The following is a 19,436-nucleotide window of genomic DNA, read 5'->3' on the forward strand; positions in this document are numbered from 1 at the left end:
GTCGTCCTCGAACTTGTCCTGCAGATCGAAGTGGTCCCTGGCGATGAAGCCGCGCAACGTCAACCGCTTGAGCACCGCCTGGATCAACTGGTCGACGGCCGGGCCCTGGTGCTGCGCGGGAAGTCGCCCTGCCAACGCTCGCGGTCCACGTTGACACGCAGATAGCCGCGCTGGGCGTTGAAGAACTTCATGTGCGGGTTGGCCGACAGGAACGTCCGGCCGAGGTCGTCGATGTCGGCGCCGTCCCCGCCGCTGGTGACGGACGTGCCGACGAACTCCGACGCGACGGTGGGGGAGCCCGGGTCGTCGAAGTCCTTCTTGAGGTCGGCCGCGTAGTTCTGGTGGCGGTCGCCGCTGATGACGACCAGGTTGCGGACGCCGCGGTCGTGGGCGGCGGCCAGCACCTTGTTGCGCTCGCCGGCGTACCCGTCCCACGGGTCGACCCACACGTCCTTGCCGGGCCCCGGGTCCCAGTCGGTCTCGGTCATCGGGACCTGGTTGCCAAGGATCTGCCAGCGGGCCCTGGACCGGCCGAAGCCGTCCAGCAGCCAGCGCCGCTGCTCGTCGCCCAGGATGGTGCGGGACGCGTCGAACCGCTCGTCGCAGTCGCGGGTGCGGCCCGTGCCGTTGCCGTACGAGCACGCCTGGATGTCGCGGTGCCCGCGCGTGTCGATCATCGTGAACTCGGCGAGGCGGCCGTAGCCGATCCGGCGGTGCAGCCGGATGTCCGGGCCGGAGGGCAGCTGGGCGCGGCGCAGCGGCAGGTTCTCGTAGAACGCCTGGAACCCGGCGGCCTTGCGGCGGGCGAACTCCGCCGGGTCGGGGTTGGGGTCGCGGCCCATGATGACGGTGTCGTCCGCCCAGTCGTTCACCACCTCGTGGTCGTCCAGGGTGTGGATCCACGGGAACTGGGCGTGCGCCTTCTGCAGCGGCGCCTCGGCCTTGTAGAGGGAGTACTGGAGGCGGTACCGGGCCAGGTCGAAGGTCTCGGTGCCGAACTGCGGCGGCACGGTCACCCCCCGCCGGTTGTTGCCGGTGATCTCGTACTCGTAGAGGTAGTCGCCGAGGTGGACGATGAGGTCGAGGTCCTCGGCGGCCATGTGGTCGTAGGCGGTGTAGTAGCCGTCCTGCCAGGCCTGGCAGGACGCGACCGCGAACGTCAGGTCGCGCGGCAGGGAACTCGCGGCGGGCATGGTGCGGGTGCGGCCGGCCGGCGAGACCTCCCCGGCCGCGCGGAACCGGTAGAAGTACTCCCGGTCCGGCGCCAGCCCGGCGATCTCGGGGTGCACGGAGTGGCCCAGCTCGGGCGTGGCGACGGCCGAGCCGCGCCGGACGACCTGCCGGAACCGCTCGTCGCGGGCCACCTCGTACTCGACGCGGATCCGGCGGTCGGGCATCCCGGCCTTGCCGTCGGCCGCGAACGGCTCGGGCGCCAGCCGCGTCCACAGCACGAACCCGTCGGGGGACGGGTCGCCGGACGCGACGCCCAGCGTGAACAGCCCGGACTTGCGGAGCGTGTACGCGTGCGCGGCGGTGCCGCCGAGCGCTCCGGTGCCGAGCAGGACGGCGGCCGTGCCGGCCCCGCCCCATCCGAGGAACCGGCGCCGCGACACCGGGTCGACATGCGAGGACATCAGACCTCCTGCTGAGTGGGGGGATCTCAGGGTTGAGCGGGTCTTGTCAGGCGTCCTTGAGGCCGGGGTCGCCGTTCTCGGTGACGAAGCTCCTGCGGGTGCTCACCGGGGCTCCGGGACGGGTCACGTACGGCAGGACGCGGAAGTCGGCGCGGCAGGCGTCCCGGGTGAGCGTGCACCGCAGGTAGCCGCGCTGGTAGCTGGTGAACGCGATGTGCTCGTTGGCGTCGAGCAGGTTCCGGCCGCCCTGGTCGAGGTCCTCGCCGTCCATCTTGGTGGAGATGGAGGTGCCGACGAACTCGACGCCGACCGTGCGCGAGCCCGGGTCGTCGAAGTCGAGCTTGAGGTCGGCGGCCATGTGCCGGTGCATGTCGCCGGTGAGGACGACGGGGTTGCTCACCTTCCGCTTCACGAGTTCGTCGAAGAGGCGGTCGCGGGCGGGCTTGTAGCCGTCCCAGAAGTCCATGACGAAGGCGCGGCCGTCGCCGGGGACGGTGTCGACCTGGGTGACGGGGATCTGCTGCGGGATGATGTTCCACCGCGCCCGGCTGCGGCCGAGTCCCTCGTACAGCCAGGTCTCCTGCTCGTCGCCGAGGACGGTGCGGCCGGGCAGCAGCCGGTCGGCGCAGTCGCTCGTCCGGTCGCCGCACGCCTGGTCGGCACGGAACTGGCGGGTGTCGAGCACGTGGAACTGCGCGAGCCGCCCGTAGCCGAGGCGGCGGTACAGGCGCGCGTCGGTTCCCGTGGGCTTGCTGGAGAGGCGCAGCGGGAGGTACTCGTAGAACGCCTGCGCCGCGGCGGTCTTGCGCTGCCGGAACCCGGCCGGGTCCTCGTTGGCCTTGGGGATGTCGCCGACCCAGTTGTCGTCGATCTCGTGGTCGTCCCAGACCACGACGAACGGGTGGGCGGCGTGCGCGGCGAGGAGGTCGGCGTCGAAGCGGTGCAGCGCGTGCCGCAGCCGGTACTGGACGAGGTCGTACGGCTCGGGCCGCAGTTCCGGGGCGACCGGGGTGTTGCGGACGCCGCCGTTGGCGTCGATCGGGTTCTCGTAGATGTAGTCGCCCAGGTGGAAGACGACCGCGAGGTCCTCCTCCGACAGGTGCCGGTAGGCGGTGTAGAAGCCCTCGAACCACGCCTGGCACGACACGGCCGCGAAGCTCAGGCTCCGCAGGTCCGCCCAGGGCGGGGGCGCGGTGCGGGTGCGTCCCACGGGACTCAGCTCGCCGTGCACGCGGAACCGGTAGAAGTACTCGCGCGCCGGTTCCAGGCCGCGCACCTCCACGTGCACGGAGTGGCCCAGCTCCGGGACGGCGAACGTGCGGCCCCGGCGCACCACTCGGCGGAACCGGTCGTCGGCCGCCACCTCCCAGCCGACCTCCACCTTGCGCGGCGGCATGCCGCCCGAGCCGTCCACGGAAAGGGGCTCGGGGGAGAGCTTCGTCCACAGCACGAAGCCGTCCGGCCAGGGATCGCCCGAGGCCACACCGAGCGCGAACGGATCGGACGCGAAGCGCGGCTCTGCCCACGCCTTGCTCGGGGAGAACCCGGCCGCGGCGGCGCCGAGCCCGAGCGCGCCCCCCGCTAGGAGCAGCTCGCGTCTGCCGAGCGCGCGGGCATGGGGCCGTGCGGTACCTGTCATTCGCTCTCCTGGGGGGGGCGGGGGGACCGGGGCTTGGTCAGGGGGTGTCGGGGACGCGCAGGACGACGGGCCCGAACAGGCCGGAGACGCGCTGGCCCTCGAACACGAAGTGGGTCGGGCTGGTCTCGTCGAGGTGCGGCGCGAGGGTTCCGTACACGACGATCTCGATCTCGTTCGTGCCGTCTGGGCGCAGCGCCGCCGCGTCCAGGGGGAAGCGGTACGGGGCGCAGACGCGGACGCCGCAGGCCGTGCCGTTGACGGCGACCTCGGCGGTCCCGCGCACCTGGCCCAGGTCGAGCACGACATCGCGCGCGTCGGCGGGCATGTCGACGCGGCAGCGGTAGCGGACGCCGCCGCTGTATCCGGCGAGGCCCTGCTCCTCCCAGTCGCCGAGCCCGAGCGTGCCGGGACCGGGGGTGAAGCGGACGGGCCCGGCCAGCGCAGCCCCGCCCGTGCGGCCGGGGACGGTCAGGACGTGCAGCTCGGCGGTTCGCGCGGCTCCCCCGGGCAGCGCGCAGTCCGGCCACGGCGCTTCGATCGGGTCGCCGTCGAGGAAGGCGCCGACCACCTCGCCGTGGACGTCCACCGTCATGCGGGTCGCGCCCGGCGGCACCGCGAACTTGAAGCGTTCCAGGCGACCGCCCTTTCCGGGCACGGCGAGCGTCGTGGGCAGGACCGTCCCGTCCGCGGGGCCTTCGAGCCAGGCGGCGCCGGGCAGCGGATGCGGGCGGCGGCGCAGGTGCAGGGCCGCCGGGTCGCCGTGCTGCGTGCGGCCCGGCACGACCGGCACGGACGCCCCGTCCCGGTCCGCGCGCCACTCCGCCCCCGGACCGGACACGACCGGGCCGTCCACCAGCACGGCGGGCGCCGCGCCGGTCGCGGCGAGGACCAGCGCCAGTTCCGCGCCACCGTGCCCGGTCACGTCGTAGCGGCCGACGCGCGGCGCCTCCTGCTCGGCGTACGGGTCGAAGCCGCCCTGGCGGCCCAGCTCCTCGCCGTCCACCAGGATCCGGCAGGGCGCGGGCGAGGCCACCTGGAGCGTTCCGTGCGCGTCGGCGGGGAGCCGGGTCGTGAACGTGACCCGGGAGCCGCCGCGCGACGCCTCCGGGATCGTGATCCACTCCGGTCGCCGGTAGCGCTCCGGGTCGGCCACGACGGCGAGGTGCGCGCGCAACCGCACGTCCTCGGCGGATTCGAGCCTCAACTCCAGGTCGTACTCCCCCGGCGCGAGCGGCGCCCTCGCCACGGCCAGGTGACCGTGGTCGTCCAGGGGCGTCGGCGCCCCGTCCACCAGCAGCGTCTTGACGGCGGCGGCGCCGGCCGCCGGGAACCCTCCCGGCGCGGGCACCGTGAGGCGGGTGCGGAACACCGCCCGCCGTCCCGCACCAACCTGGCCGAAGTCGAGGAACTCCTCCGGCACGTGCCCCTTCGGACCGAGAAACGCCCGGTGAACAGCGTCCTTGCGGATTCCCCTGGTCTCCGAGTAGATCGCCTCGTGCCAGTGCGTCCCGTCGGAGGACCAGACGCCGTGCGGGCCGAAGGTGGCGTGCGCCCGCGTCCACTCGGGGTCGTCGTCGGCGCGGTGGAGCAGCTCCCAGCGTTCGAGCGCGACCGGTTCGCCGGAGGGCCGGGCGAAGTCGCCCCAGGTGTTGTCGAGGGTCGGGACGAGCTCCATCTCCCAGGTCGGACCCAGGTCGACCTCGCGGTACGCGGGCGGCGACGGCTCGGGCTCCTCGTCCGCGTGCGCGCCGGGGAAGACCAGCAGGGCCGCGGGACCGTCGTCGAACGGGACGACCAGCTCCACGCCGCCGTCCACCGCCGTGGCCGGGAGCCTGCGCGGCACGCCGTCGAAGACGCCGACCGCGTACGCGGCCCCCGCCACGCCCCGCACGCGCACGGGCATGTCGCGCAGGTAGCGGTCGGGGTCGAAGTCGTAGGTCACGTCGATCCAGCCGAGGTCGGCGCCGCGCTCGTCCGGGCGCCCCACCGACACGCGGCTCGCCATGGAGGGCGAGGCGGTCAGGAACACCAGCGTCGCGCCGTCCACCTCCCGGACGAGCGCGGGCACGGGCGCGTCCACCCGGCGGTCGCCGTCCAGCAGGCCGTCCAGGTCGGCTGCGTCCGGGACGGTCTCCAGCAGCGCGGCCAGCCGGGCCACGGCCGTCCCGGCCTCGGGGTCGCCGACGCCCGCGCGGGGCGGCGGGCCGACCGCGATGACCCGGCCCCCGGCCTCGGCCAGTTCCGCGAGGCGCCGCGCCGTCTCCCCTTCCAGGACGGTGCAGGCAGGGAGCAGGATGGTGCGGTACGCCTCGTCCGCGACCGTCAGCCGCCCGTCCACGACCCGGGCGCGCGTCACCGAGTCGTCGTCGATCACGTCGGCGTCGACACGGAGCCGGTCCAGCGCACCCGGCACCATCCGGAACCACGCCATGTCCCCGACCAGCGACCGATAGACCTCCTGCGCCCGCTCCGCGTCCGGATCGACCCCGTCGAGCCTGCTCCCGGCCTGCGCGGTCGCCGTCGGGAAGAGCACGGCCACATCGCACGCGTGCCGTCCCAGCGAAAGCGCCGCGCACAGGCGCGTGACGGCGTCGGCGAACACGCGGTGGTGCGCCCAGTACGGCTGCCGCCAGTCCGTAGAGGGCGGCGCCCACTCCCACCAGCCGGCCTTGGTCGTGTAGTACACCGCGTGCGGGTTGTAGAGGGTCGCGCCGGCGCGAACCCAGGGCAGCAGCCAGTCGAAGGTCTCCTCCAGCGTGCCGCCCCACCCGCTGGAGTGGAACGCCTCGATCCACACGCGGTCGCGGCCGTACAGGTGCGCCAGCGAGGAGTGGACGCGGGCGTCGCCGTGGTGGTCGGAGCCCGGCGCCCCGAACCAGCGGTGCGTGCGGGCGTAGTCGGCGTACAGGCGCACCCCGTCCACCGGCAGCCCGGCCCGCGCCGGATCCTGCTGGTCGCAGCCGTGCACCAGGCCGTGCTCGCCGTGCCATTCGGCCAGCGGACGGAAGAACGCCTCCTCCGCCAGCTCCGCCCGCGTGAGGTGGTAGTCGCGGCGGAAGGCGCCCCCGCCCTCCCCTCGTCCCCAAAGGGCGTCCAGGTGCGGGACGGGGTCGTAGCCGCGCCGCCGCTCGAACTCCTCGGCGAAACGGGCCGACCACGTGGGCAGCGACGGCAGCTCGTCCTGGAACGACCCCACGATGACCGAGCCGAGACGGTGCCCGAGCCTGCGCTCGAACTCGCCGTGCACCCGGTCCAGCAGCGCCTCGCACGCCTCCGCCGACAGGTAGTCGAACCCCCGGTGCGCCGACCGTCCATCGGGCTCCAGCCACAGGCCCGCGAACTCCGGCCGCTCCCGCACCAGCCGCGCCTGGAGGTCGGCGCCGGAGAAGCCGAGCTGGTCGTAGAACCACAGCGACGTCCCGAGCGCGGCGGCGTCATCGCACACCCCGTCCAGCAGCTCCCACCAGGCGTCGCCGAAGAACGCCGGGTCGTCGGCGTCGGCGCCGAACATCGGCCCCGACGGCGCCAGGTTCAGGATCACCAGGTTGTGGACGCCGCCGTCGGCGAACCGCTCCAGCTGGTCGCGCAGCCTCCGGCGGTCCAGCCGCTCGCCGCTCCACCACCAGATCGGCGCCGGGGAGAACGCGCGCGGCGGCGCCTCCAGCACGGCCCTCAGCCGCGGCGGTATCATCGCCTCATCCCTTGAGTCCGCTGGCGAAGCCCTTGATGACGTACCGCTGCAGCACCAGGAACACCACGATGATCGGCAGCGCGGCCAGCACCAGCCCGGCGAACACCAGGCCGTAGTCCGAGACGTACTGGCCCACGAACGCGAAGATCCGCACCGGGACGGTCTCCCGCGCCGATCCGCCCAGGTAGAGCAGCGGCGTGAAGAAGTCGTTCCAGATGAACACGGCGTTCAGGATCAGCACCGTGCCGGTGATCGGGCGCAGCAGCGGGAACACCACCCGGGTGAACGCCTGCAGGTGCCCGGCGCCGTCGATGAGCGCGGCGTTGGCGTAGTCGCCCGGCAGCGCCCGGATGAACCCGGTGTAGAGGAAGATCGTGAACGGCAGTTGGATGCCGGTGTAGAAGACGATCATCCCCTGGTAGGTGCCGAGCAGCCCCGCCGAGTCGACCAGCTTGAACAGCGGGATCATGCCGAGCTGGAACGGCAGCACGATGCCCAGCAGGAACAGCACGTACAGCCCGAACCCGAGCCGCGTCGCCCGCCGGGCCAGGAAGTAGGCGGCGAACGACCCGATCGCGATCAGCGCGACCAGGCTGGCGACCGTGATGACCGTGCTGTTGAGCAGCGCCGACCCGAGCGAGGCCCGCTGCCACGCGTCGGCGAAGTTGCCCGGATGCGGCGAGGTGGGCGGGGCCAGCGGGGCCTCCGCGATCTGCTGCTTGTCCTTGAGGGACAGCGTGATCAGCGCGTACACGGGGAACAGGAACGCCACCGCCGCGCCGATCATCACGATCTCCAGCAGGAACGTCCGGAACCCGTACCGGAAACTCACGAGGTGACCTCCCTGCCGCGCAGGTAGAAGATCTGCACCATCGACACCGCCGCCACGAACAGCGCCAGGACCAGTGCGATCGCCGTGCTGTAGCCGTAGTTGCCGAACACGAACGCCTGCTTGTAGAGCACCGTGGACAGCGTCTCGCTGGCGTGCCCGGGACCGCCGTTGGTGGCCGCGTACACCTGGTCGAACAGCTTGAGCCCGCCGATCGTCGACAGCATCACGTTGATCGTCACGGCGGGCGCCAGCAGCGGCCAGGTCACGGTCCGGAACCGCTGCCACCGCCCGGCGCCGTCGATCATCGCGGCCTCGTGCAGTTCCTCCGGGACGCCCTCCAGCCCGGCCAGGAAGATGACCATCGAGTATCCGGCGAACTGCCAGACGACCATCCCGGCCACCGACCACAGGGCCAGTGAGGGGTTCCCGAGCCAGTCCTGCCGCAGCCCGCCGAGCCCGACCGCGCCGAGGATCCCGTTGAGGCCGGCGTCCGGCGCGGGGTTGTAGACGTACTTCCACAGGAACGCCACCATCACCGGGCTGACCACGGCGGGCGCGAAGAAGACCACCCGCAGCACGGCCCGCGATTTGATGCGGGTGTGCACGCCGAGCGCGAGCAGCAGCCCGATCCCGTTCTGCACGAGCACGATCGCGACGGTGAGCAGCAGCGTGTTGACCAGCGACCCGCGGGCGGCGTCGTCCTGGAGCAGCTTCTGGAAGTTGGCCAGGCCGTTGAACGAACGGTCGCCGATGCCGTTCCAGTCGGTGAACGCCACGGCCACGCCGCTCACGCTCGGGTACAGCACCACCAGCGCGTACACGGCGAGGGCGGGCGCGGCGAACCACCACGGCGGCGACAGGAACCCGCCGCGCCGCCGCCGTCCCGGAGAACGGCGGCGCGCCCGGCTGCCCCGCGCACTGAGCACCTCGGCCACCTGCTACTTCTTCCTGTACGTCTCGTCGAGCTTGGCGAGGGCCTGGGGGACGGTGGTCTTACCGCCGAGGAGTTCCTGGACGACCGCGAAGTGGGCGGGCTGGACCTCGGCGTTCGGCCAGGCCTGGTCCATGAACGGGACGGCCTTGTTCCCGTCGATGAAGGGCAGGAAGTCCTTCAGCACGGGGTCGATCTTGGAGCCGGCGTCGCGGACGAGGGGGACGCAGGCGACCGCCTCGGCCCAGGCGTTGATGTTCTTCTGCTGGCCGAGGTAGTCGACGAACGCCTTGGCCGCGTCCCGGTTCTTGCTCCGGGCGCTGACGCCGAGGCCGACGACCACGCCCGCCGGGATCCAGACGCCGTTGGCGTCGTCGGCGCCCGGGACGGGGAACATCGCCAGGTCGTCGGGGGTGGCGGCGGCCTTGCGGAAGTCGGGCAGCACCGCCGACACCTGGATCGCCATCCCGGCCTTGCCGGTGGCGACCATCGAGGTCTGCTGCTCGAAGGTGGTGCCGTTGGGGTTGTCGTTGAAGAAGCCGCGCTTCTGGAGGTCGAGGTACATGGTGAAGGCGTCCGTCCAGCCCGAGTTCGCGAACGTCGCCGAGCCCGCCTGCATCTGGGCGTCGAACTGGGGGTTCTTGGCGTAGACCGTGGACGGCACCAGCGCGTAGGTGATCAGCTGGGTGACCCAGGGGGTCTGGGCGCCCAGCGCGATCGGCACCTTCCCCTTCTTCTTGATCTTGTCGCAGGCGTCCAGGAACCCGGTCCAGGTCGTGGGCGGCGCCTCGATCCCGGCCTCCTGGAACACCTTCTTGTTGTAGATGGCGCCGATGACGCTGGACCCGGCGGAGTAGATGAAGGTCTTGCCGCCCTGCTGGAAGGCGGGCTTGAAGTTGGCCGGGATGTTCTTCGTCCACGCCTGGTCGGACAGGTCGGCGAGCAGCCCGGCCTGCGCGATCTGCGCCATGCTCATCGCGCTGCCGTTGCCCGGGAAGACCACGTGCACGTCGGGGGCCGCGCCCGCGCCGAGCTGGGTGCGGACCGAGGTCTGCACCTGGTCGGTGGGCGCGTACGAGGCGTTGAACTTGGCCTGCGTGTAGCCCTTGACGAGCAGGTCGAGCGGCTTCTGCTGGTCGGCGACGCCCACCAGGCGCAGCGTCCCGCCCGAACCGGACGAGCCGCCGCAGGCCGCCAGGGCGCCGGGCAGCGCGGTCACGGCGGCGGCGCCTCCGGCGAGCCGGAGAAAGCCGCGGCGGCCGAGGGGCGTCCCGCGCGATGACGATGTCATGTGTCCTCCTCAGGGTCGCGGCCCGTCCGGGCCGCGCCGTCCGTCCCGGTCGTGGGACGGGTCAGTGCTCCTGCCGCGGCGCCGCCGCGGTGAAGTGGAACTCTCCCGATGTGATCCGGCAGTGGAGCGTTCCGGGCTCCATGCCGGTGACGCGCACGCCCTCCGCCTCGTCCGCCGGGACGCCGCCCTCGCGCACACCGCCCGGGTCGGCGGTGGGGATGTGCACGGTGGCGGCGGCGCCCGGCGGGACGGTCACCGCCAGCTGGAGCAGGCCGTCGCGCACGCTCCATCCGGCGGCGGCCCGGCCGCGCACCGACTCGTAGGCCGCGCGGGCCGCGGTGAGGGAGCCGGGGCGGGGCCGGACGAGCAGGTCGCGGTAGCCGACCGAGTCCGGGGCCTGGTCGAGCCCGGCGACGCCCCGGTACAGCCATTCGCCGACCGAGCCGAGCGCGTAGTGGTTGAACGAGTTCATCGCCGCGGCCTGGAAGCCCCGCTCGGGGGTGTAGCCGTCCCAGCGTTCCCAGACGGTCGTGGCGCCGTGCCGCAGCGGGTACAGCCAGGACGGCGGATCGGTGCGGCGCAGCAGGGCGTGGGCGAGGTCGGCGCGGCCGTGCGCGTCCAGGACCGGGGCGATCAGCCCGACGCCGAGGAAGCCGGTGGTGACGCCGGGCCTGGCCTCCTCGACGAGGGCGGCGAGGCGTTCGGCGGCGCGCGGCACGAGTTCGGCGGGGAGCAGGTCGAAGGCGAGGGCCAGGAGGTAGGCGGTCTGGGTGTCGCCCTCGATCCGGCCGTCGCGCGTCGCGAACCGTTCGGTGAAGGTCTTGCGGATGTGGCGGGCGAGCGCGCCGTAGTGCTCGGCCTGCTCGGCGCGGCCGACGACGGCGGCGGCGCGTGCGGTGAGGTCGGCGCTGCGGGCGAAGTAGGCGGTGGCGACGACCGGGCGGGGCGTGGGCGCGGGGGCGAGCCAGTCGGCGAAGTGCGGGCCGACGCGGCGCGTCCAGACCAGGTCGGGGTTGTGCCGGTGGACGAAGTCGACCCAGGCGGTCATGGCGTCGATGTTGCGTTCGAGGACGCGCTCGTCCCCGTACACGAGGTAGAGGTGCCAGGGGACGAGGACCCCCGCGTCGCCCCAACCGGGGGCGCCCTCGTCGGAGACGCCGGGCAGCCGCGGCGCGACGTTGGTGAAGCCGCCCTCGGACGATTGGGCGCCGCGGACCTCGCGCAGCCAGCCGTCGAAGAACGCGGCCACGTCCGCGTTGAGGCAGGCGGTGGGGAGGAACACCTGGGCGTCGGCGAGCCAGCCGAGGCGCTCGTCACGCTGCGGGCAGTCGGTCGGGACGCTGACGAAGTTGGACCGCTGCCCCCAGGCGATCGCGTGGTGGAGCCGCTCGACGTCGGGGTCGGAGCAGGCGAACTCGCCCGCCCAGGGGGTGTCGCTGTGCAGGACGACGGCGGTGATGTCGGCCTCGGCGAGGTCGTCCAGACCGGTGACCTCGGCGTAGCGGAAGCCGTGGCAGGTGAGGCGGGGCTCGAAGACGGCCTCCGCGCCGTCCCCGGCGATCAGGACGTCGGTGGCGTCGGCGGTGCGCAGGTTGGCGGTGTAGAGGCGGCCGCCGCCGTCCAGGGCCTCGCCGTGGCGGATGGTGACGCGGGCGCCGGGGGTCAGGCCGCGCGCGGTGAGCCGGACCCGTCCCGCGAAGTTCTGCCCGAAGTCGACCAGGTGGGCGCGCTCGCCGACGCGGATCACGCGGCGCGCCGGCAGTTCGCGGACGGCGCGCACGGGCGGCGCGACCGAGGCGGTGAGGAGGCCGTGGTCGCGTCCGGTGACCTCGGCGGCCCGCCAGTCGCCGCCGCCGGTGAAGCCGGGGAGGTCCCAGCCGGGCGTCTCGCGGCGCAGGTCGTGGCACTCCCCCTTGAGCAGGTCGGCGTAGCGGACGGGGCCGCGGGCCGTGCTCCACCGCTCGTCGGTGACGACGGCCGCGGTGGAGCCGTCGGCGTACTCGACGTGCAGTTCGGCGAGGAACTGCGGGAAGGCGCCGTAGTGGGCGCCGGGCCGGCGCGGGTCGAAGCCCGCGAAGCCGCTCCACCAGCCGTCGGCGACCGTGGCGGCCAGGACGTTCTCGCCGGTGCGGAGCAGCGCGGTCACGTCGTGGACCTGGTAGTCGACACGGTCGCGGTAGTCGGTCCAGCCGGGGGCGAGCTCGTGGTCGCCGACGCGGGCTCCGTTCAGCCGCGCCTCGTAGATCCCGCGGGCGGTCACGTAGAGGCGGGCGCGGACGGGCGGGCCCGGGGCGGTGAACGCGCGGCGCAGCCGGACGGCGGGTTCGAGGCCGTGGTCGGCGAGGGCCAGCTCGCCCTCCTCGGGGGCGTCCACGACGTCGAGGTCGGAGCGGTCGTGGGTGATCCAGGCGGCGGTCCACTCGGAGGCCCCGGCGGCGTCGGCGAGCATGCCGGTCTCGAACCAGGATCCGGCCTCGCGGGCGGTGCCGTCCCGGCCGGTGAGGGCGACCGTCCAGGTGTAGCGGGTGCGGGGGCGCAGGGCGGGTCCGGCGTAGCGGACGGAGACGGCCCCGGGGTCGGCCACCTCTCCGGTGTCCCAAAGGGCGGCTCCTGCAGCGGACCGGACGCGGACCCGGTACGCGGCGGGCGCGTCGCCCCGGTGCGGGGACGCGGATCGCCAGGACAGCAGCGGCGCGGTCTCGTCCACTCCCAGGGGCTCGGGGCGGTGTTCGCAGCGAAGTCCGTACGGCTCCAGACCCGGTTCCACGCCGTCTCCGATCTCCAGGACCACGCGGGCATATGTGAAGATAACGTGATCAAGTGCGAAAAAGAGCGTAGAAGTGCCCGGTTACGGTGTCAAGGGAGGGCCATGATCAGCTGACTGCCGGTCTTGTCCCAGCGCAGAGCAGGTGTGATATCCCCACAAAGGGCGACGTTACGTCGCCGCGACCTCGTACCGGACCTTGTGCTCGTCCAGATCGCGCAGCGCCTCGGCGCCGGCGCCGTCGTCCACGATCAGCCGGTCGAACGCCGCCAGCGGCGCCACCCGGTGCAGCGCCACCCGGCCCAGCTTGGTGCGGTCGACCAGCAGCACGCCGCGGGCGGCCGAGCGCAGCATGGCCCGCTTGACCGACACGATGTGCTGCTCCTGGTGGTAGGCGAACCCGCCCGAGACGGCCGAGGTCGACACGAAGCACAGGTCCACGCTGAGCGCCTCGATCGCGTCCGCGCAGGAGGCGCCGAGGAAGGAGTTGTGCAGCGGGTCGTGGTCGCCGCCCAGCGCCACCAGCCGCAGCTCCGGCTCGGCCGCCAGCAGGTTGATGATCTCCAGGAAGTTGGTGACCACGGTGAGCGGGGCGATCCCGGGCAGCAGCCGGGCCAGCTCCAGCGCGCTGGTGGAGTCGTCCAGCATGACCGCCATGCCCGGCTCGACCAGCTCCAGCGCCCGCGCCGCGATGGCCTCCTTGGCGCCCCGCATCGACGTCATCCGGTAGGCGACGTTGCTCTCGAACACCCGGGACGGCTGCGCGGTGACGCCGCCGCGGTACTTGCGCACGATGCCGCGCCGCTCCAGCTCGTCCAGGTCGCGGTGGACGGTCATCAGGCTGACCCCGAACTTCTCGGCCAGCTCGGCGGCCGTCACCGACCCGGCGGCCAGGACATGCGCGGTGATCTGCTCGCGGCGCCGTTCGGGCGCGCCGCGCCCGCTGCCGTCCGTGCCCATGCTCCGGTCCTTCCGTGGCCGCGCCCCGAGACACCCATGAGCGAGATAACGCCATGGAGGTATAAATTCACACCCGCGACTGGGAAATCTCGTGCAGCATAGCGTGCGCGCCCCAGGACGCGGCCGCCCGCCTCGGCGATCCTTAGTGATCAGTTGGCCGTCCGGCCACCCACGCCACGACCGGGCGCCGCGCGGCCCGGTTCGACTTGGGCCGCCAGGTGACGGGAGGTGCCCGCGCCGGGCCTCGAGGAGGGCCAGTGTCCCCACGCCCACAACCGCATACCCGCCCGCGCCGGGGCTCGCGCTTCGGCCGCCCGGTCGCCGCGCTCGGACTGGCGGCGGCGCTGGTCGCCAGCACCGCCGTTCCCGCGCACGCCGCGCCCCCCGCACCGCCCCCGCCGCCCGCCGTACCTCCCGACCCCGCCTCCCCCGCCGCCCGCGAGGCCGACCGGCTCCTGCTGGGAACGCAGCGCACCGCCGCGACCGCCGGGACCGCGCTGGAGACCGAGCGCACGAGCCGCCCGGTCGCACCCGGCACCGCGCTGACCTCGTTCGACCGGCTGGACGCCAAGGGCTGGCTGCGCGCCGACCAGCTCAACGTGGATCTGGGGGCGCCCGTCCAGGTCAGCCCGGGGGGCGTGGGGGGTCGTCCCCCCACAATGACACGCGCGGGCTACCTGTCGCCCGGCGCGGTCTCCTCGGTCGAGCCGCTGTCCGGGCAGGCCGGACGGGCCGGGGCCATCGCGGGCGTGAACGGCGACTTCTTCGACATCAACAACACCGGCGCGGCCAACGGCCCCGCCGTGGACGGCGGGAAGCTGGTCAAGTCCGCCCGGCCCGGCTGGCCCGTGGGAACGGCCGGGGTGGGCGCCGACGGCCTCGGCCAGATCGCGGACATCCTGCTGGACGGCGAGCTCACCCTGCCGGGCGGCCGGAAGGCCCCGCTCGACCAGCTCAACGCCCACACCGTCCAGAAGGACGGCATCGGCGCGTTCACCTCCCTGTGGGGCACCGCCACGCGCGGCCGCTCCCTCGCCGACGGCGCCCAGCGGGTCGCGGAGGCCCTCGTCGTGAACGGCAGGGTCGTCTCGGTCGGCGGCGCCCCCGGCTCGGGCGCGATCCCGGCGGACGGCTTCGTCCTGCTCGGCCGCGAGGCCGGCGGCGACCTGCTGCGCACGCTGCAGCCCGGCGACGCGGTGACGATGGCGTACAAGGCGCGCTCGTCGGCCAAGGACCCGGCCTTCGCCGTCGGCGGCAACCACGTCCTGGTCAGGGACGGGCAGGTGCAGCCGAGCACCGACCCCGCCGCCCATCCCCGCACCGCCGTCGGCTTCACCGCCGACGGCCGCCGCATGCTCCTGATGACGGTGGACGGCCGCCAGCTCGACAGCCGCGGCGTCACGCTCGCCGAGCTGGCCGGGCTGATGAAGGAGGCCGGCGCGCACAACGCGATCAACCTGGACGGCGGCGGGTCGTCCACGCTGCTGGCGCGCGAGCCCGGGCAGGCGCGCGGGCAGATCGAGAACCAGCCGTCGGACGGCGCCGAACGCCCCACCCCCAACGGCATCGGCCTGTTCGCCAAGGGCAGCGGCAGGCTCAAGGGGTTCTGGGTCGAGCCCGTCGCCGACCCGGCGCGGGCGCCCGGCGTCGGCCCGACCCGCGGCGGACGCCCCGACCGCGTGTTCCCCGGCCTGACCCGCACGCTGGTCGCGCGCGGCCACGACGAGGCGCACGGCCCCGCCGCGGGCGACCCGCGCTGGAGCGCCGCCGGGCCGCAGGGCACGGTGAACGGCGACGGCGTCTTCCGGGGCCGCAGGGCGGGGGCCGTCACGGTCTCGGCGGCCGACGGCAGGGCCCGCGGCCAGGTGACGCTGACCGTGCTCGGCGGGCTGGCCCGCGTCGGCGCGACCGCCGACCGGGTGACGATCCCCGGGCAGGACGGCACCGGCACGTTCGGCGTCGTCGGCTTCGACCGGGACGGCTTCACCGCGCCGATCGAGCCGTCCGACACCAAGCTCACCTACGACACCTCACTGCTGGAGATCAAGCCCGGCGACGGCGGCACGTTCACCGCCACGCCCCGCAAGGCGTCCGGCTCCACGCTCGTCACGATCGAGGTCAAGGGGCACAGGACCGCCCTGCCGATCAGCGTCGGCCTGGAGCAGCGGACCATCGCCGGCCTCGACGACGGCGCCCAGTGGCGGTTCGGGTCGGCGCGCGGCTCCGGGGAGGTCGAGCCGGTCGCCGAGGGCCGCACCGGCGCCGGGCTTCGGCTGTCGTACGACTTCACCCAGTCCACCGCGACCCGCACCGCCTACGCCTACCCGCCCCAGCCCATCAAGGTCGACGGGCAGCCGCAGGCGCTCGGCGCCTGGGTGTACGGGCACGACAAGGGCGAGTGGACGGCGTTCACCATCACCGACGCCAACGGCCAGACCTACTCCCTGTACGGCCCGTACATCCGCTGGACCGGCTGGCGGTACGTCGAGATGGCCGTGCCCGCCTCGGTCGCCTACCCGATCGAGGTGAACCGCTTCTACACCATCGAGACCGCCGCGAACCGGCAGTACACGGGCGAGGTCCTGATCGACGACCTGGTGGCCAAGGTGCCGCCGTCGGTGGACGCCCCGCCCGCGCCGCCGGCGCCCGCCGACCCGATCGTGATCCGCGACGGCACCGCCGCCGACGGCACGGCGTGGCGGTTCGCGGTGATCTCCGACGCGCAGTTCGTCGCCGCCGACCCCGGCAGCGTCTACGCGCAGCGGGCCCGCCGCACGCTCCGCGAGGTGCTCGCCGCCAGGCCCGACTTCCTGGTCGTCAACGGCGACTTCGTCGACACCGGCGGCGAGGCGGACTTCGCCCTGGCCAGGAGGATCCTGGACGAGGAGCTGGGCGGGCGCCTGCCCTACCACTACGTCCCGGGCAACCACGAGATCTACGGGCCCGGCACCATCGACAACTTCCGCCGGGCCTTCGGCGAGCCGTCGCGGACGTTCGACCACAAGGGGACCCGGTTCGTGCTGCTGGACTCCTCGACCGGCACCTACCGGACCAGCTCGTTCGACCAGCTCCGCACGCTGCGGACGGCGCTGGACGGCGCCCGCCGCGACCGGTCGGTCGGGTCGGTCGTGGTGTTCGGCCACCACCCGGCCCGCGACCCGCTCCCGGCGAAGAACAGCCAGCTCGCCGACCGCAAGGAGGCCGCGCTGCTGGAGCGGTGGCTGGCGGAGTTCCGCTCCGGGACCGGCAAGGGCGCCGCCGTGGTGAACGCCCACGTCGGGGTCTTCAACGCCTCCCGGGTGGACGGCGTGCCGACGTTCATCAACGGCAACTCCGGCAAGAGCCCGGCCGCGCCGCCGTCCGAGGGCGGCTTCACCGGCTGGACGATGTTCGGCGTGAACGCCACGCCAGGACAGGGCCGGGCACTTCCCGAGTGGCTGCGGGCCGAGGTCCGCCCGCACGTGGACGAGCTCACCCTCGCGGCACCGGGGCAGGTCGCCTCCGGCACCACCGCGGACGTCACCGCCACGCTGCGGCAGCACGGCCGGGACATGCCGCTGGCCTATCCGATGAGCGCCGACTGGAGCGGCTCGCCGAACCTCCACATCGGCTCCCCGCGGACCGCCCGCCGGCAGCACGCCGCCGCGTTCGACCCCGCGACGGGCAAGCTGACGGCGCTCCGTCCCGGCGCGGTGACGCTCACGGTCAAGGTCAACGGCGTCGCCAGGGAGGTGGGCATCACCGTCACCGGCTGACCCCTGTCCTGGTCAGCGGGAGGCGCGGTGGGCGCTGGGCGTCGTGCCGTACAGGCGCTTGAACGCGACGCTCAGCGCGAACGCGTTGGCGTACCCGACCCGGCGGGCGATCGAGCCCACGGTCGCGTCGGTCTCGCGGAGCAGGTCGGCGGCCAGGGCGAGGCGCCAGCCGGTGAGGTAGGTCATCGGGGCCTCCCCGACCCGGTCGGCGAAGCGGCGGGCGAGGGTGGCGCGGGAGACGCCGACCTTGGCCGCCAGGCCCGCGACCGTCCAGGGGTGGGACGGTTCGTCGTGCAGCAGCCGCAGGGCCTCGCCCGCCACCGGGTCGCGCATGGCCCCGTACCAGGCGGGGGCGTCCGCTCCGGCCCGGTCGAACCAAGCGCGCAGCACCGACACCAGCAGCACGTCCAGGAACCGGTCGAGGACGACCCGCTGCCCTGGACGATCCCGGACCACCTCGGCGGCGATCAGGTCGAGCAGCGGCCGGAGGGCGCCGGGGTCGTCCGGGACGACCAGCAGGCCGGGCAGCGCCCGCAGCAACCGCTCGCCCGTCTCCCGTCCGGCCCCGCCCTCGTACGCCCCGGCCAGCAGCAACGCCGGGGCCCCAGGGTCGCGGACTCCGCAAGTCCCTGGGACCTGACAGCTCCGCACGCCCCGGACGATCTCCTCGCCCGCCTCGGTCCCGTCGGCGCGGGAGCAGTAGTCGGCGTCGGTCACGGCGTAGCCGGGACGGGTACCGGGCCGGTCGGCGACGGTGAACGGCGCGGGCCCGCGCGCGACCGCGACGTCCCCGGGGCGCAGGAGCACCGGCTCCCCGGCCTCGGAGCCCGCCGGGACGATCCACGCCTCGCCGCGCAGCATCGTGACCAGGGTCAGCGGCGCCCCGTGCGCGAACCGCAGGCCCCACGGCGGGCTCATGACCGCCTGCCGGAACAGCGCCCCGCGGGCCCGCACGCCGTCGAGGAGGTCGGTGAGCACGTCCACCCCGCCAGGTTAGACGGGCGGACATCGGATTGAGCCGCACGGCCATGGAGCGTCTCACCCCTGACGGCTTCACTGGAGCTCATGATCGAGCAACCGATTCTGGTCCTGGGCGGCACGGGCAAGACGGGCCGCCGCGTGGCGTCGCTCCTGCGCGCCCAGGGAACGCCGGTGCGCGCGGCGTCGCGCACCGCCGAGCACCCCTTCGACTGGACCGACCGCGGCACCTGGGACAAGGCCCTGGAGGGCGCGCGGGCGGTCTTCATCGTGCCCTTCGACGGGGAGGCCCTCACCCGCCCGTTCGTCGAGCGGGCCGTGCGCCACGGCGTGGAACGCGTCGTCCTGCTGTCGGGACGCGGCCTGGACGACCCCTCCTACGTCGGCGAGGAGGCCGAGCTCGTCGAACCCCACATCGACGGCGAGCGCGCGGTCCGCGCCCTCACCGGCACCGCCTGGACGATCGTGCGGCCGGGCTGGTTCGCGCAGAACTTCAGCGAAGGGTTCCTCCGCGAGGCGGTGCTCGCGGGCGAGCTCAGGCTCCCGGCGGGGGACGGCGCCGCGTCGTTCGTCGACGCCGAGGACATCGCGGCCGTGGCGGTCGCCGCGCTCACCGGCGACGGCCACGCGGGGCGGATCTACGAGCTGTCCGGCCCGCGCGCCCTGACCATCGCCGAGGCCGTCGCGGAGATTTCGGCGGCGACCGGGCGGGCGGTCCGCTACGTCCCGCTCGCCCCGGAGGAGTTCGTCGCCGAGCTGGTCGGGGAGGGCTGGCCGGAGGCCGACGCGCGGGGGATGGCCACCGCGGTCGCCGCCATCAGGAACGGCCTGGACGCCCACCTCTCCGACGGCGTCCGGCGGGCCCTCGGCCGCGAGCCCCGCGACTTCACCGAGTTCGCCAAGGCGGCGGCCGCCGCGGGCGCCTGGAACGGCTGACCCGGGTGCGCCGGGGGAAGGGCCG

Annotated in this window: 11 protein-coding genes; 2 read left to right on the plus strand and 9 right to left on the minus strand. The window is 74.0% G+C overall.

The annotated features are described in order from the left end of the window. Positions 1–83: 83 nt before the first annotated feature. From ACFPZN_RS46360 to ACFPZN_RS46395, 8 genes are all read right to left on the minus strand, one after another. Positions 84–1,634, minus strand: a complete 1,551-nt coding sequence (locus ACFPZN_RS46360; RefSeq protein WP_378289732.1) for an alkaline phosphatase D family protein — start codon at positions 1,632–1,634, stop codon at positions 84–86. A 46-nt stretch (positions 1,635–1,680) separates the two neighbouring features. Then, positions 1,681–3,273 (minus strand): alkaline phosphatase D family protein, encoded by a 1,593-nt coding sequence (locus tag ACFPZN_RS46365; protein ID WP_378289734.1) that lies wholly within the window; start codon positions 3,271–3,273, stop codon positions 1,681–1,683. Between the two features lie 37 nt (positions 3,274–3,310). Beyond that, a complete protein-coding gene (locus ACFPZN_RS46370; RefSeq protein WP_378289736.1) occupies positions 3,311–6,964 on the minus strand; it encodes a glycosyl hydrolase in 3,654 nt (1,217 codons plus the stop codon). A 4-nt stretch (positions 6,965–6,968) separates the two neighbouring features. Then, entirely contained in the window at positions 6,969–7,796 is an 828-nt protein-coding gene (locus tag ACFPZN_RS46375) for a carbohydrate ABC transporter permease (protein WP_378289738.1), read from the minus strand. Continuing rightward, positions 7,793–8,731 (minus strand): carbohydrate ABC transporter permease, encoded by a 939-nt coding sequence (locus tag ACFPZN_RS46380; RefSeq protein ID WP_378289740.1) that lies wholly within the window; start codon positions 8,729–8,731, stop codon positions 7,793–7,795. Before ACFPZN_RS46380 ends, ACFPZN_RS46375 begins: the two co-directional genes overlap by 4 nt. A 3-nt stretch (positions 8,732–8,734) precedes the next feature. Then, a complete protein-coding gene (locus ACFPZN_RS46385) occupies positions 8,735–10,018 on the minus strand; it encodes an ABC transporter substrate-binding protein (protein ID WP_378289742.1) in 1,284 nt (427 codons plus the stop codon). A 61-nt stretch (positions 10,019–10,079) separates the two neighbouring features. After that, positions 10,080–12,785, minus strand: a complete 2,706-nt coding sequence (locus ACFPZN_RS46390; RefSeq protein WP_378289744.1) for an alpha-L-rhamnosidase — start codon at positions 12,783–12,785, stop codon at positions 10,080–10,082. Between the two features lie 168 nt (positions 12,786–12,953). Continuing rightward, the gene (locus ACFPZN_RS46395; RefSeq protein WP_378289746.1) at positions 12,954–13,742 is read right to left on the minus strand and encodes a DeoR/GlpR family DNA-binding transcription regulator; all 789 of its coding nucleotides are present in this window, start codon (positions 13,740–13,742) and stop codon (positions 12,954–12,956) included. Between the two features lie 257 nt (positions 13,743–13,999). Here ACFPZN_RS46395 and ACFPZN_RS46400 point away from each other — a divergent pair, with 257 nt between their 5' ends. Further along, positions 14,000–17,497: a phosphodiester glycosidase family protein gene (locus ACFPZN_RS46400; RefSeq protein ID WP_378289748.1), complete on the plus strand. Its 3,498-nt coding sequence runs from the start codon at positions 14,000–14,002 to the stop codon at positions 17,495–17,497. A gap of 12 nt (positions 17,498–17,509) precedes the next feature. On the opposite strand, the gene ACFPZN_RS46405 is transcribed toward ACFPZN_RS46400, so the two are convergent. After that, positions 17,510–18,481 (minus strand): AraC family transcriptional regulator, encoded by a 972-nt coding sequence (locus tag ACFPZN_RS46405; RefSeq protein ID WP_378289750.1) that lies wholly within the window; start codon positions 18,479–18,481, stop codon positions 17,510–17,512. Between the two features lie 81 nt (positions 18,482–18,562). Between ACFPZN_RS46405 and ACFPZN_RS46410 the strand changes: the two genes are divergently transcribed. Beyond that, the gene (locus tag ACFPZN_RS46410) at positions 18,563–19,411 is read left to right on the plus strand and encodes an NAD(P)H-binding protein (RefSeq protein ID WP_378289752.1); all 849 of its coding nucleotides are present in this window, start codon (positions 18,563–18,565) and stop codon (positions 19,409–19,411) included. The last annotated feature ends 25 nt before the right edge of the window (positions 19,412–19,436 follow it).

It is taken from the genome of Actinomadura rugatobispora (genome assembly GCF_042656285.1).
Taxonomy (GTDB): domain Bacteria; phylum Actinomycetota; class Actinomycetes; order Streptosporangiales; family Streptosporangiaceae; genus Spirillospora; species Spirillospora rugatobispora.